The 26,952-nt window shown below is 63.5% G+C and carries 28 protein-coding genes; 20 read left to right on the forward strand and 8 right to left on the reverse strand.

Annotation, left to right across the window (positions count from 1 at the left end; translation table 11 throughout):
- The 5 genes from V6M52_RS10230 to urtE form a co-directional block, all read left to right on the forward strand.
- Positions 1-1,024 (forward strand): ABC transporter substrate-binding protein (locus V6M52_RS10230; RefSeq protein WP_332700948.1); only part of this gene is annotated, 1,024 nt, incomplete at its 5' end.
- A 78-nt stretch (positions 1,025-1,102) separates the two neighbouring features.
- Positions 1,103-2,734: an urea ABC transporter permease subunit UrtB gene (gene urtB / locus V6M52_RS10235; RefSeq protein ID WP_332700949.1), complete on the forward strand. Its 1,632-nt coding sequence runs from the start codon at positions 1,103-1,105 to the stop codon at positions 2,732-2,734.
- Positions 2,731-3,906 carry an urea ABC transporter permease subunit UrtC gene (gene urtC / locus V6M52_RS10240; protein WP_332700950.1) on the forward strand — a complete coding sequence of 392 codons (1,176 nt, stop codon included), beginning with the start codon at positions 2,731-2,733 and terminating at the stop codon, positions 3,904-3,906. Before urtB ends, urtC begins: the two co-directional genes overlap by 4 nt.
- A gap of 3 nt (positions 3,907-3,909) precedes the next feature.
- Positions 3,910-4,668 (forward strand): urea ABC transporter ATP-binding protein UrtD, encoded by a 759-nt coding sequence (urtD, locus tag V6M52_RS10245; protein ID WP_332700951.1) that lies wholly within the window; start codon positions 3,910-3,912, stop codon positions 4,666-4,668.
- Positions 4,665-5,369 carry an urea ABC transporter ATP-binding subunit UrtE gene (urtE, locus tag V6M52_RS10250; RefSeq protein WP_332700952.1) on the forward strand — a complete coding sequence of 235 codons (705 nt, stop codon included), beginning with the start codon at positions 4,665-4,667 and terminating at the stop codon, positions 5,367-5,369. The genes urtD and urtE overlap by 4 nt, the downstream gene beginning before the upstream one ends.
- Before the next feature lie 58 nt (positions 5,370-5,427).
- Here the strand turns inward: urtE and V6M52_RS10255 are convergent, their stop codons facing one another.
- Positions 5,428-5,757 carry a hypothetical protein gene (locus V6M52_RS10255; RefSeq protein WP_332691320.1) on the reverse strand — a complete coding sequence of 110 codons (330 nt, stop codon included), beginning with the start codon at positions 5,755-5,757 and terminating at the stop codon, positions 5,428-5,430.
- A 23-nt stretch (positions 5,758-5,780) separates the two neighbouring features.
- On the opposite strand from V6M52_RS10255, the gene V6M52_RS10260 reads away from it, so the two are divergent.
- The 15 genes from V6M52_RS10260 to V6M52_RS10330 all read left to right on the forward strand — a co-directional run bounded on the left by V6M52_RS10260 (position 5,781) and on the right by V6M52_RS10330 (position 14,950).
- Positions 5,781-6,641, forward strand: a complete 861-nt coding sequence (locus tag V6M52_RS10260) for an urease accessory protein UreD (RefSeq protein ID WP_332700953.1) — start codon at positions 5,781-5,783, stop codon at positions 6,639-6,641.
- A 9-nt stretch (positions 6,642-6,650) separates the two neighbouring features.
- Positions 6,651-6,953, forward strand: coding sequence for an urease subunit gamma (locus V6M52_RS10265; RefSeq protein WP_332700954.1), 303 nt, complete (start codon positions 6,651-6,653; stop codon positions 6,951-6,953).
- 4 nt (positions 6,954-6,957) lie between these two features.
- Positions 6,958-7,209 (forward strand): DUF1272 domain-containing protein, encoded by a 252-nt coding sequence (locus tag V6M52_RS10270; protein ID WP_332691329.1) that lies wholly within the window; start codon positions 6,958-6,960, stop codon positions 7,207-7,209.
- A gap of 7 nt (positions 7,210-7,216) precedes the next feature.
- On the forward strand, positions 7,217-7,525 hold the full coding sequence (locus V6M52_RS10275) for an urease subunit beta (protein WP_332700955.1): 309 nt from the start codon (positions 7,217-7,219) through the stop codon (positions 7,523-7,525).
- Positions 7,526-7,582: 57 nt separating this feature from the next.
- Positions 7,583-7,990 carry a hypothetical protein gene (locus tag V6M52_RS10280; RefSeq protein ID WP_332686493.1) on the forward strand — a complete coding sequence of 136 codons (408 nt, stop codon included), beginning with the start codon at positions 7,583-7,585 and terminating at the stop codon, positions 7,988-7,990.
- A gap of 11 nt (positions 7,991-8,001) precedes the next feature.
- The gene (ureC, locus tag V6M52_RS10285) at positions 8,002-9,711 is read left to right on the forward strand and encodes an urease subunit alpha (protein ID WP_332700956.1); all 1,710 of its coding nucleotides are present in this window, start codon (positions 8,002-8,004) and stop codon (positions 9,709-9,711) included.
- A 46-nt stretch (positions 9,712-9,757) separates the two neighbouring features.
- Positions 9,758-10,594 (forward strand): SDR family NAD(P)-dependent oxidoreductase, encoded by an 837-nt coding sequence (locus tag V6M52_RS10290; RefSeq protein ID WP_332700957.1) that lies wholly within the window; start codon positions 9,758-9,760, stop codon positions 10,592-10,594.
- Between the two features lie 142 nt (positions 10,595-10,736).
- Positions 10,737-11,189 carry a DUF4126 family protein gene (locus tag V6M52_RS10295; protein ID WP_332686487.1) on the forward strand — a complete coding sequence of 151 codons (453 nt, stop codon included), beginning with the start codon at positions 10,737-10,739 and terminating at the stop codon, positions 11,187-11,189.
- A gap of 96 nt (positions 11,190-11,285) precedes the next feature.
- Complete coding sequence (locus V6M52_RS10300; RefSeq protein ID WP_332686485.1) at positions 11,286-11,669, forward strand: MliC family protein; 384 nt, start codon at positions 11,286-11,288, stop codon at positions 11,667-11,669.
- A gap of 10 nt (positions 11,670-11,679) precedes the next feature.
- Positions 11,680-12,267: a hypothetical protein gene (locus V6M52_RS10305; protein ID WP_332686484.1), complete on the forward strand. Its 588-nt coding sequence runs from the start codon at positions 11,680-11,682 to the stop codon at positions 12,265-12,267.
- A gap of 29 nt (positions 12,268-12,296) precedes the next feature.
- Positions 12,297-12,761: an urease accessory protein UreE gene (locus V6M52_RS10310; protein WP_332700958.1), complete on the forward strand. Its 465-nt coding sequence runs from the start codon at positions 12,297-12,299 to the stop codon at positions 12,759-12,761.
- Positions 12,758-13,420, forward strand: a complete 663-nt coding sequence (locus tag V6M52_RS10315) for an urease accessory protein UreF (RefSeq protein WP_332700959.1) — start codon at positions 12,758-12,760, stop codon at positions 13,418-13,420. The genes V6M52_RS10310 and V6M52_RS10315 overlap by 4 nt, the downstream gene beginning before the upstream one ends.
- Positions 13,417-13,848, forward strand: a complete 432-nt coding sequence (locus tag V6M52_RS10320) for a DUF3995 domain-containing protein (protein ID WP_332700960.1) — start codon at positions 13,417-13,419, stop codon at positions 13,846-13,848. The genes V6M52_RS10315 and V6M52_RS10320 overlap by 4 nt, the downstream gene beginning before the upstream one ends.
- Complete coding sequence (gene ureG / locus V6M52_RS10325; RefSeq protein ID WP_332700961.1) at positions 13,845-14,477, forward strand: urease accessory protein UreG; 633 nt, start codon at positions 13,845-13,847, stop codon at positions 14,475-14,477. The genes V6M52_RS10320 and ureG overlap by 4 nt, the downstream gene beginning before the upstream one ends.
- Before the next feature lie 2 nt (positions 14,478-14,479).
- Positions 14,480-14,950: a GNAT family N-acetyltransferase gene (locus tag V6M52_RS10330; protein WP_332700962.1), complete on the forward strand. Its 471-nt coding sequence runs from the start codon at positions 14,480-14,482 to the stop codon at positions 14,948-14,950.
- A 22-nt stretch (positions 14,951-14,972) separates the two neighbouring features.
- Here V6M52_RS10330 and V6M52_RS10335 read toward each other — a convergent pair whose 3' ends face one another.
- The 7 genes from V6M52_RS10335 to V6M52_RS10365 form a co-directional block, all read right to left on the reverse strand.
- The gene (locus V6M52_RS10335) at positions 14,973-15,707 is read right to left on the reverse strand and encodes a metallophosphoesterase (protein ID WP_332686473.1); all 735 of its coding nucleotides are present in this window, start codon (positions 15,705-15,707) and stop codon (positions 14,973-14,975) included.
- Positions 15,704-17,713, reverse strand: a complete 2,010-nt coding sequence (glgX, locus tag V6M52_RS10340; RefSeq protein ID WP_332700963.1) for a glycogen debranching protein GlgX — start codon at positions 17,711-17,713, stop codon at positions 15,704-15,706. Before glgX ends, V6M52_RS10335 begins: the two co-directional genes overlap by 4 nt.
- Positions 17,714-17,726: 13 nt before the next feature.
- Positions 17,727-19,361 carry an alpha-D-glucose phosphate-specific phosphoglucomutase gene (locus tag V6M52_RS10345; protein ID WP_332700964.1) on the reverse strand — a complete coding sequence of 545 codons (1,635 nt, stop codon included), beginning with the start codon at positions 19,359-19,361 and terminating at the stop codon, positions 17,727-17,729.
- Complete coding sequence (gene glgA / locus V6M52_RS10350; RefSeq protein WP_332700973.1) at positions 19,342-20,802, reverse strand: glycogen synthase GlgA; 1,461 nt, start codon at positions 20,800-20,802, stop codon at positions 19,342-19,344. The genes V6M52_RS10345 and glgA overlap by 20 nt, the downstream gene beginning before the upstream one ends.
- Positions 20,802-22,073, reverse strand: coding sequence for a glucose-1-phosphate adenylyltransferase (gene glgC / locus V6M52_RS10355; RefSeq protein WP_332686466.1), 1,272 nt, complete (start codon positions 22,071-22,073; stop codon positions 20,802-20,804). The genes glgA and glgC overlap by 1 nt, the downstream gene beginning before the upstream one ends.
- Before the next feature lie 55 nt (positions 22,074-22,128).
- Positions 22,129-24,324 carry a 1,4-alpha-glucan branching protein GlgB gene (glgB, locus tag V6M52_RS10360; RefSeq protein ID WP_332700965.1) on the reverse strand — a complete coding sequence of 732 codons (2,196 nt, stop codon included), beginning with the start codon at positions 24,322-24,324 and terminating at the stop codon, positions 22,129-22,131.
- A 106-nt stretch (positions 24,325-24,430) separates the two neighbouring features.
- On the reverse strand, positions 24,431-26,908 hold the full coding sequence (locus tag V6M52_RS10365) for a glycogen/starch/alpha-glucan phosphorylase (RefSeq protein ID WP_332686462.1): 2,478 nt from the start codon (positions 26,906-26,908) through the stop codon (positions 24,431-24,433).
- Positions 26,909-26,952 lie beyond the last annotated feature (44 nt).

Here is a 26,952-nt window from a genome sequence, read left to right on the forward strand (position 1 = left end):
GGCCCGCGAGCTGATCGAAGTCAACGGCGTCGCCGCCGTGTTCGGCTGCTGGACCTCTTCCTCGCGCAAGTCGGTTCTGCCGGTGTTCGAGGAACTGAACTCGATCCTTTTCTACCCCGTGCAATACGAGGGTGAAGAAAGCCAGCGCAACGTGTTCTACACTGGCGCTGCTCCCAACCAGCAGGCTATCCCCGCCGTCGACTACCTGATGGAAAACGAAGGCGTCGAGCGCTGGGTTCTCGCCGGCACCGACTATGTCTATCCGCAGACCACCAACAAGATCCTTGAGCAATACCTCATGGACAAGGGTGTCGCCGCCGAAGACATCATGATCAACTACACCCCGTTCGGTCATTCCGATTGGCAGACCATCGTTTCCGACATCAAGACCTTCGGCTCGACCGGCAAGAAGACCGCCGTCGTCTCGACGATCAACGGCGACGCGAACGTGCCGTTCTACAAGGAACTCGCCAACCAGGGCGTTATGGCCGAAGATATTCCGGTCGTGGCCTTCTCGGTCGGTGAAGAAGAACTCGCCGGCTTCGACACCACCCCGCTGGTGGGTCACCTTGCCGCCTGGAACTACTTCCAGTCCGTCGATGTCCCGGAAAACGCCGCCTTCATCGAATCCTGGCAGACCTTCATGGGTAACCCGGACAAGGTGACCAACGATCCGATGGAAGCCACCGTCATCGGCTTCAACCTCTGGGTCCAGGCCGTTGAAAAGGCCGGCACCACCGACACCGACGCCGTGCTCGACGCCATCATCGGCCTCGAGACCCCGAACCTGACCGGCGGCATCGCCAAGATGCTCCCGAACCACCACATCACCAAGCCGGTGCTGATCGGTGAAATCCAGGCCGACGGCCAGTTCGAAGTCGTGTCGGAATCCGAACTCGTCCCGGGCGATGCCTGGTCCGATTTCCTGCCCGAATCCAAGCTGATCGAGGCCGATTGGACCGCCCCGATCTCTTGCGGCAACTACAATACCGAGACCAAGGCTTGCGGCGGCACGGCGATGTAATTCGCCCCGCCCCGCGAACCCGGCGAGGACGGCTTCGGCCGCCCTCGCTCCCTGATCGACCGACGTATGAGGCCAACGATGAACGCAATCAGCTTTCTCCGGACTATCGCGCTCTTCCTTGCTCTCACTCTAGGCCTTGCCGCTCCTGCTCAGGCGCAAATCGCCGACGCCGAACTTGCGCCCCTGGTCGACGCCCTCGCCCCGGGTAATTTCAAGGATCGTGAAGCCGCCATCGGCGTCCTGACCGCCACTGGCGATCAACGCGTCGTGCCCGTGCTCGAAGTGCTGCTCGAAGGCGAGCTTTACTTCGACGAAGCCACCGGCAAGGTCGTCTTCACCTCTGCCTCCGGCGGCAAGGGCACCATCACCGATCCCGTGACCGCCGCCGAGCTGACCGCCATCACCGAGGACGGTCTCGAAAAGGTCAAGGTCAACAACGGCCTCCGCCGCGTCATCCGCACCGCCATCGGCCAGATGACCCTGCTCAGCGAGGACAGCGGCGTGCGCCTGTTCGCCGCCCAGTCCATCCTGCGTGATGCCGACCCGGCCCAGCTCGAACTGCTCGACAGCGCCATCGCCGTCGAATCCGATGCCGGTATCAAGCGCGTCATGGAACAGGCCCGCGCCGCCATCACCCTCAAGACGCCGGACGCTTCGATCGAAGACTGGCAGGCGGCCGTGCCGGTCGTTCAGGCCATCGGCGGTCGCGACGCACTCAATACGCTGACCAATGCCCTCAATACGGCACCCGAAGCGGTCAAGCCCGCCATCCAGACCGCCATCGACGGTCTCGCCCGCGACCGTGCCGTCTGGGACGTGGCGCAGAACATCTGGTTCGGCGTCTCGCTCGGTTCGGTGCTACTGCTGGCCGCCATCGGTCTCGCCATCACCTTCGGCGTCATGGGCGTCATCAACATGGCGCATGGCGAAATGGTCATGCTGGGCGCCTATACCACCTTCGTGGTGCAGGAGATCATCCGCCAGAATTTCCCCGGCCTGTTCGACTGGTCGCTGGCCATCGCCCTGCCCCTGGCCTTCCTCGTCACCGCGCTGATCGGCATCGCCATCGAGCGCGGCATCATCCGCTTCCTCTATGGCAGGCCGCTGGAAACCCTTCTGGCCACCTGGGGTCTGTCGCTGATCATCCAGCAGGCTGTACAACGCATCTTCACTGCCAATATCCGCGAAGTGGGCAATCCCACCTGGATGTCCGGCTCGTTCGAGCTGGGTGGCCTCGCCATCACCTGGAACCGCTTCTACATCGTCATCTTCGCGCTGATGGTCTTCGTCGCCCTGCTGCTGGTGCTCAAATACACCGCCATTGGCCTGCATATGCGCGCCGTGACGCAAAACCGCCGCATGGCCTCTGCCATGGGCATTCGCACCCCGCTGGTCGATGCCATGACCTTCGGCCTCGGCTCGGGCATTGCTGGCCTTGCCGGCGTGGCGCTGAGCCAGATCGGCAACGTCTCGCCCAATCTGGGCCAGGGCTACATCATCGACAGCTTCATGGTGGTGGTCTTCGGCGGCGTGGGCAATCTCTGGGGCACCTTCGTCGGCGCGCTGACGCTGGGCATCGCCAACAAGTTCATCGAGCCCTATGCCGGTGCCGTGCTGGGCAAGATCATCATCCTTGTCCTCATCATCCTCTTCATCCAGCGCCGTCCCCGCGGCCTCTTCGCGCTCAAGGGACGCTCGATCGAAGCATGATTACGCAGGCCCTCTTCCGCGCCCTCGACAAGAAGGCGATCTGGATCGTCGCCATCCTTCTGGTCGTCGCCATCGCGGTGCCGATGTCCAATCTCATGCTGCCAGACGGTCACCCGCTGCGCCTGCCCAACTATGCCGTGCCGCTCTTCGGCAAGTACCTGACCTTCGCCATGCTGGCGCTGGCGCTCGATCTGGTCTGGGGCTATTGCGGCATTCTCTCGCTCGGCCACGGCGCCTTCTTTGCTATCGGCGGCTATGCCATGGGCATGTATCTCATGCGCCAGATCGGCACGCGTGGCGTCTATGCCAACCCGATCCTGCCCGATTTCATGGTGTTCCTGAACTGGAAGGAACTGCCCTGGTACTGGTACGGCATGGACAATTTCTGGATCGCCATGCTGATGGTGGTGCTGGTCCCAGGTCTACTCGCCTTCGTCTTCGGCTTCCTCGCCTTCCGCAGCCGCGTCACCGGCGTCTATCTCTCCATCATCACCCAGGCGATGACCTACGCCCTGCTCTTGGCCTTCTTCCGCAACGACATGGGTTTCGGCGGCAATAACGGCCTGACCGACTTCAAGGACATTTTGGGCCAGTCCATCTCTGCTCCCAGCACCCGCGCCTCGCTGTTCGCCGCCTCCGCGATCGCGCTGGCGCTGGCCGTCCTGGCCTGTTCCATGATCGTCAATTCCAAGCTCGGCAAGGTCATGGTCGCCGTCCGCGACGCCGAAAGCCGCACCCGCTTCCTCGGTTACCGCGTCGAATATGTGAAGCTCTTCGCCTTCGTCGTTTCTGCCATAATCGCCGGCATTGCCGGGGCGCTCTATGTGCCCCAGGTCGGCATCATCAACCCATCCGAATTCGACCCCGCCAATTCCATTGAGGTGGTGATCTGGACCGCCGTCGGCGGCCGCGGCACCATTATCGGGCCGATCATCGGCGGCATCCTGGTCAATGTCGGCAAGTCCTACTTCACTGGCGCCTTCCCCGAATACTGGCTCTTCGCCCTCGGCGCGCTCTTCGTGGTGACGACCCTGTTCCTGCCCAAGGGCATTGTCGGCCTCATCGGCCAGTATCGCGCCGCCACCACCAGGCGCGAACAGCACGATCGCGACGCGCCGACGCCTCAGCAGGTGGAAGCCGGTGTCGATCCCCAACCCAGGCCGGCGGAGTAAGCCATGTCCGAAGCCGCAGAAAAGCTTGGCACCATGCTCTACCTCGATGGCGTCTCGGTCGCCTTCGACGGGTTCAAGGCCATCAACAATCTCTCGATTATCGTCCACCCCGCCGAAATGCTGGCCATTATCGGCCCCAACGGCGCCGGCAAGACCACCATGATGGACATCATCACCGGCAAGACCCGGCCTGATGACGGGCAGGTATTGTTCGACGGCCGCACCGATCTCACCAAGCTCGACGAGGCCGCCATCGCCAATCTCGGCATCGGCCGCAAGTTCCAGAAACCCACCGTGTTCGAGAGCCACACGGTCTGGGACAATATCGAAATGGCGTTGAAAAAGCCGCGCGGCGTCTTCGCCACGCTGTTCTATTCGGCCGACGAAGCCGATATCGCCCGCATCACCGAGATCCTGCAAACCGTACGCCTCATCGCCCGCAAGGACGACTATGCCGCCAATCTCAGCCACGGCCAGAAGCAGTGGCTGGAAATCGGCATGTTGCTGGCCCAGGACCCCAAATTGCTGCTGGTCGACGAACCCGTCGCCGGCATGACCGACGCCGAGACGGTTGAAACCGCCAAGCTGCTCAAGGACATCGCCAAAACCCGCTCGGTTGTGGTTGTGGAACACGACATGAGCTTCGTCCGCGAACTGGGCTCGCGCGTCACCTGCCTCGCCGAAGGCTCGGTCCTGGCCGAAGGCAGCCTCGACCAGGTCAGCGCCAATCCCGTGGTCATCGAAAGGTATCTGGGACGATGAGCACGGCTCTCACCATCAACGCCATCGACCTGCATTACGGCGCCGCCCAAGCGCTCAAGTCCGTGTCGATCACCTGCCGGCCCGGCCGCATCACAGCGGTGCTCGGCCGCAATGGCGTGGGCAAGTCATCCACCCTGCGCGCCATCACCGGCATCAACAACATCACCGCCGGGGAAATCACCTTCGGCGACGAGGTTTTGAAAAAGGCCCCGCCCTACAAGCGCGCCCGCATGGGCATCGGCTATGTGCCGCAAGGCCGCGAAATCTTTCCTTTGCTGACGGTCAAGGAAAACCTCGAAACCGGTTTTGCCGGCCTGCCCCGCGCCGATCGGAACATTCCCCCTTACATCTTCGAACTCTTCCCCGTGCTGAAATCCATGCTGGGCCGACGCGGTGGTGACCTCTCGGGGGGCCAGCAGCAACAGCTCGCTATCGGGCGTGCGCTGGTCACCCGACCCAAGGTTCTGGTGCTCGATGAGCCCACCGAGGGCATTCAACCCTCGATCATCAAGGATATTGGCCGCGCCCTGCAATTCCTGCGCGACGAGAAGGGCATGACCATTCTGCTGGTCGAGCAGTTCCTCGACTTCTGCCGCGAGATCGCCGACGATATCTATGTGATGGATCGCGGCGAAATCCAGCATGCAGGCCCCGCGAGCGACCTCGATCTGCCGGACGTTCGCCGCCACCTGATGGTCTAGACGTAACAACGCCCGGCACGGAGCCGGGCGTTCAGGATGTTCTATGGGCAATGGCCGCTTATTCTACGATCAGACCAGCCTCAAGGCATTGCTCAAGGGTGACCTCATCAAGTTTCACCAAGCCGGCATTGCCTTCTTCGACGCCTTCTTCAGCACCTTCCTCGGCATCTTCGCTGCCGGGGTCGGCCGCATTGGCCTTGTTCTGCAGGTCTTCACAATGAACCTTCACCCGCTCGAGGTCGCCCTCCGAAATGGTTTGGTCGCCGATCATGGTCTGGGCGGCGGCACTGCCGGCAAAGCCGAGTGCAATGGCAAGGGTGGCGGCGGAAACAATAGATTTGATGTGCATTTTAATAGCCTTCTGTAATGTCTCAATAAATGAGCACATGCTCCCGCAGGAAACGCCGCCCGTTGACAATCGTTGCCGAAACACCGTTCACAACTGCCAACGCTGACCCCATTCAGGTTCTGCAGCGCGCCCGCGGCGTCGGCGGCATTTCCACCCTGCAGCGCGATGGCGCGACCCGTCTCGCGACGCTCTATCAGGACGGCTGCGCCAAAATCCGCCTGCCCCACACCCACACAGCCGCCCTGGAAGCAGTGCTGATCAATACCGCTGGCGGGCTCACCGGCGGCGACCGCATGAACTGGTCCGCCGAAGTCGCCCCCGACGGCCGCATGGTGCTGACCACCCAGGCCTGCGAGCGCATCTACCGCTCCATCGGCGGGGCCGCGACGGTCGAAACTCGGCTCTCGGTGGCCGCCGGCGCCCATCTCGATTGGCTGCCGCAGGAGACCATCCTGTTCGCCGCCAGCCGTCTTGACCGCCGCATCGACATCGATCTGGCCGATGGCGCCAGCCTCACCGCCGTCGAAGCCATCCTGCTGGGGCGAGACGCCATGGGTGAAGCCGCTCTCGACGCGCAATTGCGGGACAACTGGCGCATCCGCCGCAATGGCAGGCTGATCCATGCCGAAGCCACCAGGCTCGACGGCACCTTGGCCGAGCGCAACGGCCTGTCCCTGCTCGACGGCCGGCGGGCCTTCGCGACCCTGCTGCATATCGCCCCGAGCCCCGAGCATTGCGCCGCTCGCCTCGCCCGGCTGCGGGACGTCCTGCCCGACGACGGGCGTATCGCCGCCAGCGCCAATGGCGAACGGCTGGTCATACGTGCTCTGTCACAAACCGGGCTTGCCTTGCGCCGCCTGATCGTTCCAATTCTTGCTGAACTCTCCGGCGCCGGTTCGCTGCCGCGCCTCTGGCATCTCTAGGATCCCCATATGAACCTTACTCCGCGCGAAAAAGACAAACTGCTGATCGCCATGGCGGCCATCGTCGCCCGAAAGCGCCTCGAGCGCGGCGTCAAGCTCAACCACCCCGAAGCCATCGCGCTGATCACCGATTTCGTCGTGGAAGGCGCCCGTGACGGCCGCCCGGTAGCCGAATTGATGGAAGCCGGCGCCCATGTGGTCGGCCGCGCCCAGGTGATGGAGGGGATCGCCGAAATGATCCACGACATCCAGGTGGAAGCCACTTTCCCCGACGGCACCAAGCTCGTCACCGTCCACGAACCGATCCGGTAACGCCATGCTCGAACTGCGCCCCTCCTGCGAATGCTGCGACAAGGACCTGCCGCCCGAGGCGACTGATGCCATGATCTGCAGCTTCGAATGCACCTTCTGCGCCGATTGTGCCCAGGGCGTGCTCGGCGGCAAATGCCCCAATTGCGGCGGAAATTTCGCGCCCCGGCCGATCCGTCCGGCCGGCAAGCTGGCCAACAACCCTCCCTCCACCCTGCGCGTGTTCAAGCCAGCCGGCTGCGCGCCCAAAGCCGCGTGAGGCAACAATGATCCCAGGCGAAATCATCCCCAAACCCGGCGAGATCGAGCTCAATGCCGGCGCGCCGCAACTGACGCTGGAAGTCGCCAATACCGGTGACCGCCCGATCCAGGTCGGCTCGCACTACCACTTCTTCGAGGCCAATGCCGGCCTGAGCTTTGACCGCGACAAGGCGCGCGGCATGCGCCTCGACATTGCCGCCGGAACTGCCGTCCGCTTCGAGCCAGGCCAGGCCCGCGAGGTCCGGCTGATCCCGCTGGGCGGCGACCGCATCGTGCATGGCTTCCGCCAGCAGATCATGGGAGCACTCGACTAGGACTGGGCGGCGCGCACGAACTTCACTACAAGCGCCGCACCATCCAAAGGAGCCGACATGACCCCGGAAACCCAGACCATACTGCTGAGCAAGATCGCGGCCGTCCTCGAGGACTTGCGCCGAGAAGGCATGGAGAATGGCGAAGCCATGTTCCTGCTGGGCTCGGCCGCCGCCAACCTGGTGGACATGGGCAAACGCAAGAACTGGCGCGAATTGAAGGCCGCACTGACCGCCACCGACGTCCTCCAGTTGCTCCAGCAGATCGATACCGAGGGCAACCGCATGCTCGACGAGGACAAGGTGAACTTCGCCTATGCCCTGCAGATCATCGGCATGTCGCTTGCCGCATCTGGCGGCGACAATCCCCAACTGCTGCAGGGCGCGTCCCTGCTCGATGACATCATCGAAACCACCCATACCAACTACCGGAACTACGTCCAGACCAGGACGGAACCAGCAAACTAGCCGGAGGCACCATGCCCGCACGCATATCCCGCGCCACCTATGCCGACATGTACGGCCCCACCACCGGCGACCGCGTGCGCCTGGCCGATACGGAACTCTTCATCGAGGTGGAGAAGGATTTTACCACCTATGGCGAAGAGGTGAAGTTCGGTGGCGGCAAGGTGATCCGTGACGGCATGGGCCAGTCCCAGCGCACCCGCGCCGAGGGCGCGGTAGACACGGTGATCACCAATGCGCTCGTGGTCGATCATACCGGCATCTACAAGGCCGATATCGGCCTCAAGGACGGTCGCATCGCCGCCATTGGCAAGGCCGGTAATCCCGATACCCAGTCGGGCGTCACCATCATCATCGGCCCGTCCACCGAGATCATCGCCGGCGAAGGCCGCATCCTCACGGCCGGCGGTTTTGACGCCCATATCCATTTCATCGCCCCCCAGCAGATCGAAGAGGCGCTGATGAGCGGCGTCACCACCATGCTCGGTGGCGGCACCGGCCCGGCCCATGGCACCCTCGCCACCACCTGCACCGGCGCCTGGCACATCCAGCGCATGATCGAGAGCTTCGACGGCTTCCCGATGAACCTGGCTTTGGCCGGCAAGGGCAATGCCTCGCTCCCGGCACCGCTCGCCGAAATGATCCTGGCCGGCGCTTCCTGCCTCAAGCTGCATGAGGATTGGGGCACCACCCCCGCCGCCATCGATAACTGCCTGTCGGTCGCCGACGATTACGACGTGCAGGTGATGATCCACACCGACACGCTCAACGAAAGCGGCTTCGTCGAAGACACCATCGCCGCCTTCAAGGGCCGCACTATCCACGCCTTCCACACCGAGGGCGCCGGCGGCGGCCATGCGCCGGATATCCTGCGCGTCGCGGGCCTGCCCAACGTCATCCCCTCCTCCACCAATCCGACCCGCCCCTACACGGTCAACACCATCGCCGAGCATCTCGACATGCTGATGGTCTGCCACCACCTGTCGCCCTCGATCCCCGAGGACGTGGCCTTCGCCGAAAGCCGCATCCGCAAGGAGACCATCGCCGCCGAGGACATCCTGCACGACATGGGCGCGCTTTCGATCATCTCGTCCGACAGCCAGGCCATGGGCCGCGTCGGCGAGGTGCTGATCCGCACCTGGCAGACGGCCGACAAGATGAAGCGCCAGCGCGGCCGCCTCACCCAGGAGAGCGGCGATAACGACAATTTCCGGGTGAAACGCTACATCGCCAAATACACCATCAACCCCGCCATCGCCCATGGCATGAGCCAGCACATCGGCTCCATCGAAGTGGGCAAGCGCGCCGACCTGGTGCTCTGGAACCCCGCTTTTTTCGGTGTGAAGCCGGAAATGATCCTGCTCGGCGGCTCCATCGCCGCCGCTCCCATGGGCGATCCCAACGCCTCCATCCCCACGCCCCAGCCGATGCACTACCGCCCCATGTTCGCCAGCTTCGGCAAACTCCTGACCTCGTCCTCGGTCACCTTCGTCTCCCAGGCTGCCTATGACGATGGCCTGCGCGGCAAGCTGGGCGTCGACAAGCAGATGCTGCCCGTCACCAATACCCGCGGCGGCATCGGCAAGGCCGCCATGATCCACAATTCGGCGACACCTAATATCGAGGTCGATCCCGAGACCTATGAAGTGCGCGCCGATGGCGAGTTGCTGACCTGCGAACCGGCGACCGTGCTGCCCATGGCGCAGCGCTACTTCCTGTTCTGATATCGTTGTTCCTGATATGTTCCTTCCGAGTCGGGAGGAACCTGTCATGGGCGACATCAACAATTCAGTCTGTTTGGTTACCGGGGCTAGCCGGGGCGTTGGCCGCGGCATAGCGCTTGCACTACTTGCGGCAGGTGCGCGCGTTCACGTGACCGCGCGCACTGTCACCGATGCCCAGGCAGCCGTTCACCCCCAGCTCGAAGGCTCGCTCGATGGCCTCGTCGCGGAAGCTGCGGCCCTTCCAGGCACGTTGACCATACACGTCTGCGACCACGCCGAAGACGCCCAGACCGAAGCCGCGGTGGCCAAGACGCTCGCCGCCGAAGGCCGGATCGATATCTTGGTCAACAATGCCTGGCCCGGCTATGAACGCATGGAGGAGCACAACGAGTTCACTTGGATCCTCCCCTTCTGGGAGCAGCCGATGTGGCGCTGGCACGCCATGATCGATACTGGGCTGCGCGCCGCCTTTGTTGCCTCGCGCGCCGCAGCCGCCGACATGGTGCGCCGACGCAGCGGGCTCATCGTCAACATCTCGTATTGGGCCGCCCAGCGTTACGACGGCAACGCCATCTATGGCGTCGCCAAAGCCGCCATCGACAAGATGACAGCCGATTGCGCTCACGAATTGCGGCCACACGGCGTCGCAGCCATCTCGCTCTATCCCGGCCTCGTCCGCACAGAGGCTGTCCTGCGCAACGCCCAGTATTTCGACATGACCAATTCGGAATCGCCCCGCTTCATCGGCATGGTCGTCGCCGGCCTTTGGCGCGATGCGGCTCTCATGGACAAAACGGGTCGTGTCCACGTCGCAGCGGCGCTTGCGCAGGAATATGCTATCGCTGACGTCGATGGCAAACATCCCATCCCGGCAGCGCTTTAGCCATGCACGTATTGACCGCAGCCGGACTGCCATTTCCACAGCTTTTATTTGCCCCGCCCCTGCTGATCGGCCTTGTTGGCCGATCACGGACACGTCAATACTGGCGTGCGGTGTCGCTGCCGCAGTAACAGGGGGAACCATCGTGCTTTACGTTCTGGCTATACTGATCGGCGTTGTCGCGGGCTTGCGGGCCGTCACCCCGATCGCCGCGATCAGCTGGGCCGCCTGGCTCGGCTGGATCGATCTCAGCGCCACGCCCGCCGCCTTTCTCGGAAACATCATTGCCGTCGTCGTCATCACCCTGCTCGCCATTGCCGAGCTGGTCTCCGACCAGTTGCCGGCCACGCCGAGCCGCAAGGCCCCCATGCAGTTCGGCACGCGCATCGTGCTGGGTGCCATTGCCGGCGCCTTGCTGATGCCAACCGACTGGATCATCGGGGGCATTCTGGGCGCCGTTGGCGCGGTAATCGGCACCCTGCTCGGCGCCGACCTTCGCGCCCGCCTTGCCAGAGCGCTGGGCCGCGACCTGCCCGCGGCACTGATCGAGGATGTGGTGGTCATCGTCGCGGCCATCGTCATCGTCTATCTGGCCTGAGCATTGCGGCTTGACGTGATGCGGTGCCTACGCGCCGTATCATCACCACTATTGCCGCCACACTGGCAGCGCCGCCGCTATCGAAGGACCCATGAGATGAATCACTCCACGATCGTCACGGTCGTCGCCGCCCTGCTTCTCCTGTCCGTACCAGCCGGTGCGGCCCAATCCTCTCTCCAGATCGAACTGGGCACCGGGGGCGATTTCGAGCGCCGCATGGTCACCTATGACTGCGCGGCCGAAGCACCCCTGGTCGTGACCTATCTCAACGCGGCGCCCAATTTCCTGGCGCTCGTGCCCGTCGCCGGAGAAGTCGAGGAACTGGTCTTTGCCGCGGTCATCTCCGCTTCCGGCGTCCGCTATGCCGCCGGCCAGTGGATATGGTGGAGCCAGGGCGTCGATGCCAGCCTTTATGACGCGACGCTTGGCGAGGATGCCGAAGCCGTGCTGACCTGCACCGAAATCAACAACACACCATAATCCGGGCACCATGGAACATCTGGGCACAGCCGAACTCTTCCCCCATGTCCGCATCGTCATGGGCATGGTCGTCGGCCTGGGCATTACCCGCCTGCTGATGACCGTGGCGGGCCTGATCCAGCACCCGCAGCGCCTGCGCCGCTCCTCCATTCATCTGCTGTGGATATTTTCGATCCTGCTGGAACTGGTCCTGTTCTGGTGGTGGGAGTTCGCGCTGTTCCGGCTGGAACAGTGGAGCTTTGCCATCACACTGTTCCTCATCGTCTATGCGATCACCCTGTTCCTGCTGGCCGCCCTGCTGTCGCCCGACAACATCGCCGAATATGACGGCTACGAGGACTTCTTCCTCAAGCGCCGCCGCTGGTTTTTTGGCCTGTTCGCCACGACCTTCGTGCTCGACGCCATCGATACGATGATCAAGGGGGACGGCTACTGGACCCGCTTCGAGTTTGACTATGCCATCCAGATACCGTTCGGCCTGCTGCTCTGCACCATCGCCATCCGATCGGCGGACCGGCGCATCCATCTCGCCGCCGTGCTGCTGCATCTGGTCTATCAGACCTATTTGATCAGCCAGTTTTTCTATACGGTGCCCTGACCGGACCATAGACAAGTTCACTGAGCCCCATGCTGCGTGTCGCCTCCATTCTGCCGCCCGATCACGGGCAAGGCATTCCATACGACCTCGTCACCCTCGAACACGATGAACGCCGCCTGCGCCGCAAGCTGCTGCGCCTGGTCCATGGCGACGAGATCATGGTGGATTTCCCCCAGACCATCACGCTCGAACACGGCAGCGCTCTGCAGCTCGAAGATGGGCGCCTGGTCGAGGTCATCGCCGCCGAGGAATTGCTCTATGAAATCCGCGGTCGGGACGCCGCCCACCTGGTGCGCCTTGCCTGGCATATCGGTAATCGCCACACCTCGGCGCAGCTGGAAGAAGATCGCATCCTGATCAAGCGCGACCATGTGCTCAAGACCATGCTGGAAGGTCTCGGCGCCAGCGTGACCAATATCTCCGAGCCCTTCTTTGCCGAACACGGCGCCTATCACAGCCATGGCGACGCCGGCCACGCGCTGCTGGCCCGATGACCTCCAACGCCGACCTGCAGAAACTGCTGACCTGGTTGTCGCCGGCCTTCCCGGTCGGCGCCTTCGCCTGGTCGGCCGGGCTGGAAACCGCCATTGTCACCGGTACGGTGCAGAATCGCGCGACGACCCAGGCCTGGATCGAGGGTGTGCTCGGTCATGGTGGGCTGCGCACCGATGCCATCCTCCTCGCCCACGCCCATCGCGCCGCCAAAGACCCGGCCGCGCTGCGCGATCTCGCCGACCTCTGCCTCGCCCTGACGCCCGCTCGCGAGCGGCACGACGAAACCACCATCACCGGCGCCGCCTTCGCCAGCGCGGCCAAGGCCTGGCCTACACCAGTGCTGGCCCACCTGCCCGATCCCAGCCCCTATCCCATCGCCGTCGGTGCCATCGCCGCCGGCCACGCCATCGCCCTGGACGCCGCCCTGCTGGCCTACCTGACCGCCGCGACCCACAGCCAGGTGTCGGTCGCCGTACGGCTGGTGCCGATCGGCCAGTCCGATGGCCTGGCCATCATGGCCGCGCTGGAGCCGGCCATAGCGTCCCTGGCCACGCTGTGCCAGCATGCCGCACTGGACGATATTGGCGCGGTGGCCTACGCGGCCGATATTGCCCAGATGGCCCATGAAACCCTGACCACGAGAATCTTTCGCTCATGAGCATGCTGATCGCCGCTTTCATGTTCGTCGCCCTGCTGGCGGTGTCCGTCGCCCACCTGCTGTGGTCGTTCGGCCGCACCTGGCCCATCCGCACCGAAAAGCTGCTTGCCCAGACCGTGGTGGGCTTCCGCGACATCGAGCGCATGCCGCCCCGTCCGGCCTCCTTCGCCGTGGCCGTGGCGACCCTGGCCGCCGGCATCATCGCCCTGGCCCTGGCCGATCACGACAGCGGCGGTTTCGCCCTGACCCTCCTCGGCCTGCCGCTCGCCGCCATATTCCTCGCCCGCGGCGCCATCGGTTACACCGCATGGTGGGCCGACAAGACCCCCGAACCCAATTTCCGGCTCAACGACCGCCGGGTCTATTCCCCGCTCTGCCTGCTGCTCGGCGCCGGCTTCCTCGCACTCGTCATCATGAGGCTGATATGAAATCCTTGAATGGTCCCTTGAGGATCGGCATCGGCGGCCCCGTCGGCTCCGGCAAGACCACGCTCTGCGAAATGCTGCTCAAGGCGATGCGCGACCGCTATTCCATGGCCGTGGTCACCAATGACATCTATACCCGCGAGGACGCCCTGATCCTGGCGCGGGCACAGGCCATCTCGGAAGACCGCATTGTCGGTGTCGAAACCGGCGGCTGCCCGCATACCGCCATCCGCGAGGACGCCTCGCTCAACCTCGCCGCGATCGACGATCTCAACCGCAAGTTTCCCGATCTCGACATCATCCTGATCGAGAGCGGCGGCGACAACCTGGCCGCGACCTTCTCGCCCGATCTGGCGGACCTGACCATCTATGTGATCTCGGTGGCCCAGGGCGAAAAGATCCCGCGCAAGGGCGGCCCGGCCATTTCCCGCTCGGACCTCTTGGTCATCACTCATACGGACCTGGCCCCCTATGTGGGCGCCAGCCTCGAGGTGATGGAAAGCGACACCCAGAAAGTGCGCGACGGCCGCCCCTATATCTTCACCGACCTGCTGCGCCGCGAGAGCCTCGACCAGATCATCGCCTATGTCGAGAAGGCAGGCGGCCTGGTAGAGACTAAGGCAGCCGAATAAGCATGGGCAGACAGTCGCACATTCGGCTGCGCAAGCAGCTCGATACGCCCATCGCCGCCCCCGCCTGGCCCGCAGGCATAGCGCCGGTCGCCTTCGGCTCCGTTGACCCGCGATTGGTTCACGCATTGTTGGACGTGGCCTTCCCCGGCGGGCTGATTGTCCCGTTCGAGGATTGGTATGGCAATCTGACGAGCGACGCAGAATTCGACGCGACCCTGTGCATTCCGGCATTGGCGGAAGACGGCAGTCTGGCCGGTTTCGCGCAATGCTGGACCCCGGGATTCGTAAAGGACCTGGCGGTCGCCCCCGGTTACCGCCGCAAGGGCGTGGGCACTGCGCTCATGCTACATGTCTTCGCGCTCTTCTCAGCGCGAGGGACCGCCTATGTCGACCTCAAGGTCGAGCCCTCGGAAGGCCCGGCACGCCGCCTCTATGCCCGGCTTGGCATGATAGAGGCGGAATATCCCGTTTGAACAGGCCTGCAGCCAGGCCTCTCTAGCTCACCATCACCACGTGCGTAACCAGCCGCTCGTCATCGAAATGGTGCAGCAGCAGCCCCGGCGGATCGACAATCTCTGGCTCCCTGCCATCGAGGTGCAGTCGGTTGGCCCGCGTCACCGATGGGCACATCACTGCCGGTCGCCCGGCAAATCTCGTGAACATCGGCCGGTGCACATGCCCACAGGTCAGTGCCACCACCGGATCGCGCGCTTTCTCGATCACCCGTGCCAGCTCGTCATGGCCCCGGCACATATTGCGATCCTTGCCTTCGATGCCACAGAGAAACGGGTGCTGGTGCTGAAAGATCAGCGCCGGCGGCCCGCCCGCGTCGAGCTCCTCCGCCAGCCAGTCCAGCACCGGCAGGGCATCGCCATGATGGCCTGCCGCAACTGTCACATCCAGCCCGATCACCCGCAGCCGCGACCCGACTTGCGCGCTGCAATTGAGCGCCCTGCCCTCCGCGGGCCAGCCGAACCGATGGCCGAATTCCCTGCGCATGTCGCCATGGTCATCGACATTGCCTGGCACCACGTAGAATGGCGATCCTGTGGCATCGAGCCGGTCATGAATGGCCCGATAGCTGGCCTGATGCGCCATTTCCGCCAGATCGCCGCTGACGATGATCGCATCGGGTCGCATGGGCCTCAGCCAGCTCAACACACGATCCAGCCGGTCCAGCCGCCCGTCCGACCCGTCGGCATGGATATCGCTGAGCTGGGCGACGATCATGCCTGGCCCGCCGGTCGTATCAGCGCCGCGACCGAGCGTGGCGTCAGCGTTGCCGTTGCTTCCGATAGCACCGGGGTCGCCATATCGTCCGAGTGGATCCCCACGACCCAGTTGCCCTCCGGCAAGCGCGCCACCGCCGGCTCTGCCCGCCGGTTGAACCAGACCAGCACGTCATCGTCCTTGTTGCGCAAATGCATGCCCAGCACCGAGCCGCTGGAGTCACCCCAGTCGCCCTCGTTCATCTCGCGGCCGTCCGGATGCAGCCACGCCACATCGCGCACGCCATTCTTCTCCTGTCCGGTGAGGAAATGATCATGTGTCAGCGCCGTATGGGCCTTGCGGAACCTGTGCAGCGCGGCGACGAAGTCGACCAGGTCGCCGTCACCGTTTTCCCAATCCAGCCAGGTGATTTCGTTGTCCTGCGCATAGGCATTGTTGTTGCCCCGCTGGGTGCGGAACATCTCGTCGCCCTGCTGCAGCATCGGCACGCCCCGCGACAGGAACAGCGTCGCCAGCAGCGCCCGCACGTCGCGCTTGCGCACCGCCTGGATAGTCTCGTCGTCCGTTTCGCCCTCGATGCCGCAGTTCCACGAAGCATTGTGGTTGTGCCCGTCGCGATTGCCCTCGCCATTCGCGTCATTGTGCTTGTCGTGATAGCTGACCAGATCGCGCAGCGTGAAACCGTCATGCACGGCCAGCATGTTGACCCCGTGGCTGGGCTTGCGACCGGCGAAATTGAAGATTTCGGCTGATCCGGTGACCTTGCCGGCCAACGCACCGATCTTGCCATTCTCACCCCGCCAGAATTCGCGGATCTCGTCGCGATAGGTGTCGTTGTGTTCCTTGAATTCCTTGCCGAACTGACCGAGCGCATAACCACCTGGGCCCGGATCCCATGGCTCGGCAACCAGAATGCACTTGCTCAGCACCGGGTCGGCCTTGATCTTCTCCAGCATGACCGCATTGGGATTGAATCCCGGATCGCGCCCCAGCACCGTGGCCAGGTCGAAACGGAACCCCGAAACACCCATTTCCTCGACCCAGTAACGCAGGCTGTCGATCACCAGCCGTTGCGTGGCCGGGTGATCGCAGCGCAGTGTGTTGCCGGTGCCGGTGTCGTTGACCAGGTGCTGCTTCCCGTCGACTTCGACGAACCGGTAATAGGTCCTGGCATCCAGCCCCATCAGGCTCAGCAACGGTCCCTGCGCATCGCTCTCGCCGGTGTGGTTATAGACCACGTCGAGGATCACCGAGATGCCGTTCTTGCGATAAAGATCGGTCATGTTGCGCAGCTCGTGCGGCCCGCGCGGCGCCAGCCGGGGGTCGATGGCCGAATAGGCCACCGGATTATAGCCCCAGGCATTGGTCAGCCCGAGCGCTGGCAAATGCCCCTCGTCGATCCAGGCCGCCGTCGGCATCAGCTGCAGCGTATCGACGCCAATATATTTGAGGTGGTCGATGACGCGCTGCGTGGTAAGCCCCGCGATAGTCCCGCGCAGCGGCCCCTGCACGCTGGGGTGGCGCATGGTGTAGCCACGCACATTCATTTCATAGAACAGGCCCGGCGCCTTCTTGCGCGGCATGGCAATCTCGCCGCTGCCGCTGACCACGATGGCCTTGGGGATCAGCGGCGCGGTATCCACCGCCTCGCTGCGATCAAGCCGCAGCCGGGGCGAGCGCACGAACACCCGGTCGAGCCGCTTGGCATAGGGGTCGACCAGCAGCTTCATCGGGTCGAAGAAATAGCCCTGGTCGGGATCATACGGCCCGTCTGCCCGCAAGCCATAGCGCGTGCCGGCGCCCAGCCCGGCGATCAGGCCGGCTCGGATATGGTCCTTGTGGACATCGAGCTCGAAGCGGTCCGTTTCCTGGTCCTGTTCGTCATAGATCGACACCCAGATATGGGTGGCGCTCTCCGAATAGACCGCGAAATTGACCCCCTCCTCGGTCAGCGTGGCGCCGAGATGGTCGATACTGCCCCCGTTGGGGACCAGCATGGGTTTCATGAAGTTTCCGCTGTTAGGTGATGACACTGGGTTCCTGGCGCCCGGTGCGCTGCTTGATCCCCGCGAGCTGGTCGGCCAGTCCGATGAGGGGCTCAAGGGCGGATTGGGTGTCAAGATCGTGTCGTCCATCGGCTGCCTCGTAGCGCTCAAGATAGAGCCGCAACGTGGCGCCGACCGTGCCGGTTCCGCTTAGCCGCAAAACGATGCGCGAGCCATCCGTAAAGCCGATCCTGATTCCCTGCCTGGCACTGGTCGAACCATCCACCGGATCGTGATAGGTGAAGTCGTCGGCATAGGCGACCTGCAGATCGTCGCCAAAGACCTTGCCCGGCAGCGAGGGCAATTGCGCCCGCAAATCATCGACAAGCTTGCCCGCGATCGCCGCATCGACTTCTTCATAGTCGTGCCGCGTATAATAGTTGCGCCCATACGTCGCCCAATGCTCGCGCACGATCTGGTCGACGCTCTGCTTGCGAGCCGCGATGATGTTGAGCCACAGCAGCACGGCCCACAGGCCATCCTTCTCGCGTACATGGTCCGAGCCAGTGCCGGCGCTCTCCTCACCGCAGATGGTGACCCGCCCGGCGTCGAGCAGATTGCCGAAGAATTTCCAGCCCGTCGGCGTCTCATGCATCTCGATGCCGAGCTTTTCCGCTACCCGGTCGGCCGCCGCGCTGGTCGGCATGGAGCGGGCAATGCCGGCGATGCCGGCCTTGTACCCCGGCGCCAGATGCGCATTGGCCGCCAGCAGCGCCAGCGAATCCGACGGCGTCACGAACCGGTTCTTGCCGATGATCAGGTTGCGGTCGCCGTCGCCATCCGACGCAGCCCCGAAATCGGGACCCTCCGGCGTCATCAGCAGATCATGCATGTCCTTGCAATAGACCAGGTTGGGATCGGGGTGACCTCCGCCGAAATCTGGCGAAGGCGTGCCGTTGATCACGGTCCCCTTCGGGGCTCCGAGCCTGTCTTCTATAATGGCATGGGCATAGGGGCCGGTGACGGCATTCATGGCATCGAACGTCATCCTGAAGCCCGACGCGAACATCGCGCGTATGGCACCGAAGTCAAACAGCGTCTCCATCAGCGCCGCATAGTCGGTCACCGGGTCGATCACCTCGACCGTCATTGCGCCAACCATCTCGGTGCCCAGCCGGCCTAGATCGATATCGGCCGTCTCCGTCGTCTTGTAGCTGTCGATCACCTTGCTGCGGGCATAGACCGCGTCGGTGATCTTCTCCGGCGCCGGCCCGCCATTGGAGATATTGTACTTGATGCCGAAATCACCCTCCGGCCCGCCCGGATTGTGGCTGGCTGACAGCACCAGCCCACCAAAGGCCTTGTAGTGCCGGATCACGTGGCTCGCCGCGGGCGTCGACAATATCCCGTCACGCCCCACCAGCACCCGGCCGAAACCATTGGCGGCCGCAATGCGGATGGCCTTCTGGATGGCCACGTCATTGTAGAAGCGCCCGTCCCCGCCAATCACCAGCGTCTGCCCGGCAAAACCTTCAAGGCTATCGAAGATCGCCTGGATGTAGTTCTCGACATAATTGGGCTGCTGGTAGACGGTCACCCGCTTGCGCAAGCCCGACGTGCCCGGCTTCTGATCGGCATAGGGGGTGGTCTTAATTGTCTGGATCGTCATTGGTCTTGAGCCCGGTAATGGTGGCGTAGAGGTCGGCATAGCGCGCCGCGCTCGTCTCCCAGGAGACTTCAGATTTCATTCCTCGCCGCTGGATCTTCTTCCAGCGTTTGTCGTCGGCATAAAGGCGCACCGTCCGGCGGATCGCCTCATAGAGCGCATGCGCGCTGTTCGGGTCGAACACGATACCCGTCGCCACCTCGGCCGCGATAGCCGCCGGATTGGCGTCGATCACGGTGTCGGCAAGCCCGCCGATACGGCTGACCACAGGCACGCAGCCATAGCGCAGCCCGTAGAGTTGGGTCAGCCCGCACGGCTCGAAGCGCGAGGGAATGAGGATGGCATCGCTGCCCCCCTGCATCAGATGGCTCAGCGCTTCATCATAGCCGGTAATGATGCCTACCTTACCCGGATGGCGCTGCCATGCGCGCCGAAAACCCTCCTCGAGATAGGCCTCGCCCGAACCCAGCACCGCCAGCCGCCCACCCAGATCGACCAGGCCATCCACAGCCTGCAACAACAGGTCCATGCCCTTCTGATCGGTCAGCCGGCTGATCACGCAGAACAGCGGCCCGTCGGTGCCATCGAGCTCGAACCTATCCACCACCGCCTGCTTGTTGGCCTGGCGGCCCTGGATGGTATTGGCGGTGAAGGTGCGGACCAGCGCGGCGTCGGTCGCCGGGTTCCAGGCATCGGTGTCGATGCCGTTGAGGATACCCACAACCGTATCGGCTCGGCCGTTCAGCAGCCCCTCGAGCCCCATGCCAAATGTCGGCGTGCGGATTTCATCTGCATAGTTGGGGCTGACCGTGGTGACATAGTCAGCGCATTCCATGCCCGATTTGAGGTAGGAAATGCCGCCGTGATACTCTATGCCGCCCACCCCGAAAGCATGTGGCGGCAGACGCAACTGGCCGAAAATCTCGGGACCGAAGAAGCCCTTGAAGGCGATGTTGTGAATGGTCATCACCGTCTTCACATTCTTGCCCGGGCCGAACTTGATATAGGCGGGCGCCAGCCCGGCCTGCCAGTCATGCGCGTGGATGATCTGCGGGTGATACCCATCGACTAGGCCCATGGCCAGTTCCGCCGCGACCCAGCCCAGCGCCGCAAAGCGCTTCCAGTTGTCCGGCCAGTCCCAGCCATCGGGGCCGACATAGGGGTTGCCCGGCCGGTCGTAGAGCGCCGGCGCATCGATGACGATGACATCGATCCCCTCGACCCGGGCTGCGATGAGCTTGGCCGGCACACCGAACAGATCGGCCAGTTCCTTGACCACTCGGCCGCGGCTCAGCTTGGCCATGACGGCCGGATAGCCCGGCACCAGCGTACGCATGGTGACGCCGTGGCTGCTCAGCGCCCCCGGCAGGGCGCCCGCCACGTCGGCGAGCCCCCCGGTCTTGATCAGCGGATAGACCTCGGACGCAACCGAGAGAACTTCAATCATCGGCCCGCCAGATATTTGTTGATCATCGCCTGGGTGACAAGCGTCACACCGTCATCGGAGCGCCGGAACCATTTGGCATCGAATTCGGGGTCCTCGCCAACCACCAGCCCCTCGGGGATGTTGACGCCGCGGTCGATCACAACCTTGGTGAGCCGCGCATTCCGCCCGATATCGCAATAGGGCAGCACCACCGCCTCGTTGAGCATCGAATAGGAATGCACCCGCGAGCCGGTCGACAGCAGCGTCCGCTGCAGATGCCCCCCCGAGACAATACAATCGCCCGAGACCAGCGAATTGACCGCCGAGCCGCGCCGCCCGTCGAAATCGTGCACGAACTTGGCCGGCGGGGTGATCTCCGCATAGGTCCAGATCGGCCAGTCCCGATCATAGAGATCGAGCTGCGGCTCGATATCGGTCAGGTCGATCGAGGCCTTCCAATAGGCGTCGATCGTGCCCACATCGCGCCAATAGGCCACGTCTTCCTTGCTCGAGCGCACACAGGACCGCGTGAAGCGGTGCGCCCAGGCCGTGCCGTTCTTGACGATATAGGGGATGATGTCCTTGCCGAAATCGCGGCTGGAGCCTTCCGTGGCCGCGTCGCGGCGCAGCTGTTCCATCAGGAACCGCGTCTCGAACACATAGATGCCCATCGAGGCAAGCGCCGTATCCGGGCGGTCGGGAATGCTCGGCGGGTCTTTCGGCTTCTCGATGAAATCGACCACGCGATCGCGCCCGTCCACATGCATCACGCCGAAGCCCACGGCCTCCATGCGCGGCACTTCCAGGCACCCGATGGTGACGTCGGCGCCCGTGTCCACATGCTGGCGCAGCATGATTTCGTAGTCCATCTTGTAGATATGGTCGCCCGCCAGAATGACGATATAGCGCGCGCCGTAATCCTCGATGATGTCCATGTTCTGGTACACGGCGTCGGCCGTGCCGGCATACCACATGTCCTCGGCCACCCGCTGGCTGGCCGGCAGCACGTCGAAGCTCTCGTTGCGCTCGGGCCGCAGGAAGTTCCACCCGCGCGACAGATGCCGGATCAGGCTGTGCGCCTGATACTGCGTCGCCACCGAAATGCGACGAATGCCCGAATTGATCGCGTTGGAGAGCGCAAAGTCGATGATGCGCGACTTGCCGCCGAAATAGACCGCGGGCTTGGCGCGCCGGTCGGTCAATTCCATCAGGCGCGTGCCGCGTCCACCTGCCAGCACATAGGCCATGGCCTCGCGGGCCAGCGGCGATGGTACTCTGTAGTCTGCCATTCTTTTCTAACCCTCCACTACTGCCCGTTTTCCGGGACTATTGCACTCAGCCGGCTCACGCCGGTTCATACTTCAGAAACAGCGTCGATAGCGGCGGCAGGTAGATTTCCGCCTCCGCCGGCCAATGTTCGCCCTCCACGGCATAGGCCTCGACCGCACCCTGGTTGCCGGTGTTGGAACCGGCATACCAGCCCGCATCGGTATTGATGCGTTCCACCCATTTGCCGGCCAGCGGCATGGGGATCTTGTACCCGCTGCGTGGCACGGGCGTGAAATTGGACACCACCAGGATCGGATCGCTCCCCGGCGCCTTGCGCAGCCAGGCAAACACCGAATTGGCGTAGTCGTTGCCGATCACCCATTCGAATCCGTCGGGCTCGTTGTCGCGCTCATGCAGCGCCGGCAATTGCCGGTAGGCCACGTTGAGGTCGGCCACCAGCCGCCGCATGCCTTCATGCATGCCGGCATCGAGCAGATACCAGTCGAGCGACTTGCCATCGGCCCACTCGTCCCGCTGCGCGAACTCCTGCCCCATGAACAGCAGCTTCTTGCCCGGATGCCCCCACATGAAGGCGTAATAGGCCCGCAGGTTCGCAAATTTCTGCCAGTCGTCGCCCGGCATCTTTTCCAGCAGCGACTTCTTGCCATGCACCACTTCATCATGGCTGAGCGGCAGCACGAAATTCTCCGAAAACGCATAGACCATGCCGAAGGTCATGTCGTTGTGGTGGAATTTGCGGTGCACGGCCTCGCGGCTCATGAAACGTAGAGTGTCGTTCATGAACCCCATGTTCCACTTGAACCCGAAGCCCAGCCCACCGGTGAAAGTGGGGTGGCTGACGCCCGGCCATGAGGTGGATTCCTCGGCGATCATGAACGTGCCAGGATGCAGCCGATAGGTCTCCGTATTGACCCGGCGGATGAACTGGACCGCCTCCAGATTCTGGTTGCCGCCGAACTTGTTGGGCACCCACTCGCCCTGCTGGCGCGAATAATCCAGATAGAGCATCGACGCCACCGCATCGACGCGCAGCCCGTCGATATGGAATTTCTCCAGCCAGAAGAGGGCATTGTTGACCAGGAAGGCCACCACCTCCTTGCGCCCGAAATTGTAGATCGCGGTGTTCCAGTCGGGATGGTAGCCCTGCCGCGGATCGGCATGCTCATAGAGCGCCGTGCCATCGAAATTGGCCAGGCCATGCGCATCGGTCGGGAAATGCGCCGGCACCCAGTCGAGAATGATGCCGAGCCCGGCCTCATGCGCTGCATTGACGAACCGCGCGAACGCCGCCGGATCGCCATGCCGCGATGTCGGCGCATACATGCCGGTGGGCTGATAGCCCCAGCTCGGATCGAACGGATGCTCGCTGACCGGCAGCAGCTCGATATGGGTATAGCCCATGTCCGCCGCATAGGGCACGAGCTGCTCGGCAAGCTGGTCATAGCTCAGGAAGCCGCCATCCGGCCGCCGCCGCCAGCTTCCCAGATGCACCTCGTAGATCGACATCGGCGTGCGGCGCCAGTCGCGGGTGGCACGCTCTTCCAGATACCGGCTGTCCGTCCAGGTAAACTCGGTCGGGTCGGGTACCACCGAAGCCGTGCGCGGCCGCATTTCCGATTGCCGCGCAAAGGGATCGGCCTTGAGCGGCAGCACCACCCCGTCCGGCCCCACGATCTCGTATTTGTAGAGCGTCCCCGTGCCCAGCACCGGGATGAACACTTCCCAGATGCCGGTCTCGAGGCGATTGCGCATCGGATTGCGCCTGCCGTCCCAGTCGTTGAACGGCCCTACCACGCTGACGCGCTGCGCATTGGGCGCCCACACCGCAAAATGCGTGCCGTGGATGCCCTCGAATTCCATTTCATGCGCGCCGAGCTTGTCGAACAGGCGCAGATGGCTGCCTTCGCCGATGTAATAGTCGTCCATCGGCCCCAGCACCGGTCCGAAGGAATAGGGGTCATAGACATCCCATTCCCCCCCAACATTGCTGGCGTGATAGCGGATAGGCTGGTGGCTCTTGAGCGCCACCTTGCCCTCGAAGAACCCGCCGGCATGGCGCGGGATCAAATGCCCAAGCTCCGTCCCGTCCAGCCCGTAGGCCGCCAGCGTCTCGGCATGCGGAATGAATGCGCGCAGCACCCACTGCCCGTTGACCTCATGCAGGCCAAGCAGCGCAAACGGGTTGTGGTGGCGACCGTTGACGATCGCATCCACTTCCTTCGAATCGGCTTGCCAGTCTTCCTTGGTCACACGCACGTCCCCCCCAAGGCGATCGCCGGCCTACTGCCAACTCGCCTGAACCACAAATGTCGGACGGTTCCGGTCTTTCGCGCCAGTTGCCGCCCCCTGTCTGCCATTACTCGGCCGCTGTCGAAACGCCCCAGATATCCTGCGCATATTGCCGGATCGTCCGGTCCGACGAGAAGAAACCGCAACGCGCCGTGTTGCGGATCGCTATGGCGTTCCAGCGTCCTTTGTCCTGCCAGATGGCGTCCACCTCCGCCTGCGCCGCTGAATAGGCGTCGAAATCGCGCGCCACCATGAACCAGTCGTGGTCGTAGAGACCCCCGATCAGATCGCGATAGCGGTGGGGGTCGTCCGGCGAGAACACGCCCGAAGAAATGGCCTCCAGCGCCTCCTTGAGCCGCGGCGAATTGTCGATCGCCGTCCGCGGCACTTCGCCCTTGCTGCGCTTCTCGTTCACCTCTTCCGCGGTCAGGCCGAAAATCACGATATTGTCTGGCCCCGCTTCCTTGTGCATTTCCACATTGGCGCCATCCATCGTGCCGATGGTGATGGCGCCATTGGCCATGAACTTCATGTTGCCCGTGCCCGACGCTTCCATCCCCGCGGTCGAAATCTGCTCGCTGAGATCTGCTGCCGGCACGATCACCTCGGCCAGGCTCACATTGTAGTTGGGCAGGAACACCACCTTGAGCAGGCCGCGCACCGCCGGGTCATGATTGATGACCTTGGCGACGTCGTTGATCAGCTTGATGATGAGTTTGGCGTTCCAGTATCCCGGTGCCGCCTTGCCCGCGAATATCTTAACGCGCGGCACCCATTCCCGTTCCGGATGCGCGCGAATTTCGTCATATAGAGCAACGGCTTGGATAATATTGAGTAACTGCCGCTTGTATTCGTGGATGCGCTTGATCTGCACATCGAACATGGCGTCCGGCGAAACGACGACGTTGAGACGGTCCTTGATCAATTGCGCCAGGCGCTGCTTGTTGGCCTGCTTGACCGCCGCGAACTGCCCCTGGAATGTCGGGTCGGCGGCGTGCGCATCGAGCCCGCGCAGCAGGTCGATATCGTCGAGGAATTCCGGCCCGATCCGCTCGCTGATCAGCTTGGTCAGCCCCGGATTGCACTGCATCAGCCAGCGCCGCGGCGTGATGCCGTTGGTCTTGTTGTTGATGCGCTCGGGATAGAGCCGGTGCAGGTCCGAAAACACGGTCTGCTTCATCAGTTCGGTATGCAGCGCCGACACGCCATTGATCGAATGCGAGCCGACAAACGCCAACTGCCCCATGCGCACGCGGCGGCCGCCTGCCTCATCGATCAGCGATACATTGGCGATCTGCGCATCGCTGAACTTGGCACGGTTGCGCGCATCGTTCAGCACATCGGCATTGATCTGGTAGATGATCTGCATGTGCCGCGGCAGCAGCCGCTCCAGCAGCGCCACCGGCCAGCTCTCCAGCGCCTCGGGCAGCAGCGTATGGTTGGTGTAGCCGAACGTGCCGCGGGTCAGCTTCCACGCATCGGCCCATTTGATCCCATTGTCGTCGACCAGGATGCGCATGAGTTCGCAGATCGAGATGGCCGGGTGGGTGTCGTTGAGCTGGATGGCAACCTTGTCGGGCAGCGAGCCCAGATCGCCATATTGCTGCAGATGGCGCCGCACGATGTCCTGCAGGGACGCCGACGAGAAGAAGAACTCCTGGCGCAGCCGCAATTCCTGCCCCGCTGCAGTCGAATCTGCCGGATAGAGCACGCGGGTGATGGCTTCGGCCCTGGAGCTTTCCTCGAGCGCCCCGATATGGTCGCCGGAGTTGAACTTGTCGAGCAGGATCGGGTCGATCGGTTGGGCGCTCCACAGCCGCAGCGTGTTCACGCGCGCCCCCCGCCAGCCCACGATCGGGGTATCATAGGCCACCGCCAGCACATGGTCGTTGGGGCGCCATTCCTGCCGCACCGTGCCGTCCGGATCGGTCACCGGCTCGACATGGCCGCCAAAGCCGACTTCATAGGCGCTTTCGCGCCGCTCGAATTCCCACGGATTGCCGTGCGCCAGCCATTCTTCCGGCAGTTCGACCTGCCAGCCCTCGCTCATTTCCTGGCGGAACAGGCCATGCACATAGCGGATGCCATAGCCATAGGCGGGGATCTTCACCGAGGACATGGATTCAAGGAAGCACGCGGCGAGACGGCCCAGGCCGCCATTGCCCAGCGCTGCATCGGGCTCCAGATTGATCAGGTCGCCCAGATCGACATTGAGGTTCTTGAGCGCCTCGCGCACCGGCTCGATCAGGCCGACATTGCTCATCGCATCGCGCATCAGCCGGCCGATCAGGAACTCCAGGCTGAGGTAATAGACGCGCTTGTTCGATGTCCGCCACGTTTCGCGCGAGGATTCCATCCAGCGATCCATGACGCGGTCGCGCACCGCCATGATAGTTGCCGCCAGCCAGTCGTGCCGCCGCGCGACAATAGGATCCTTGCCGACGGAGTAGATCAACCTTTCCAGGATTTCGGCCTGAATGGCCTCAACGGTAGTGGCGCGGGGTTCCGGCGTAGGGGCGTCGTAAACGATCGGCTGTTGCGGCATATCGCAATCCAGATTTCATGACGATGTATTCCCCTCTAGAGACT

The sequence above is a fragment of the Devosia sp. genome, assembly GCF_036676215.1.
Lineage (GTDB): Bacteria > Pseudomonadota > Alphaproteobacteria > Rhizobiales > Devosiaceae > Devosia.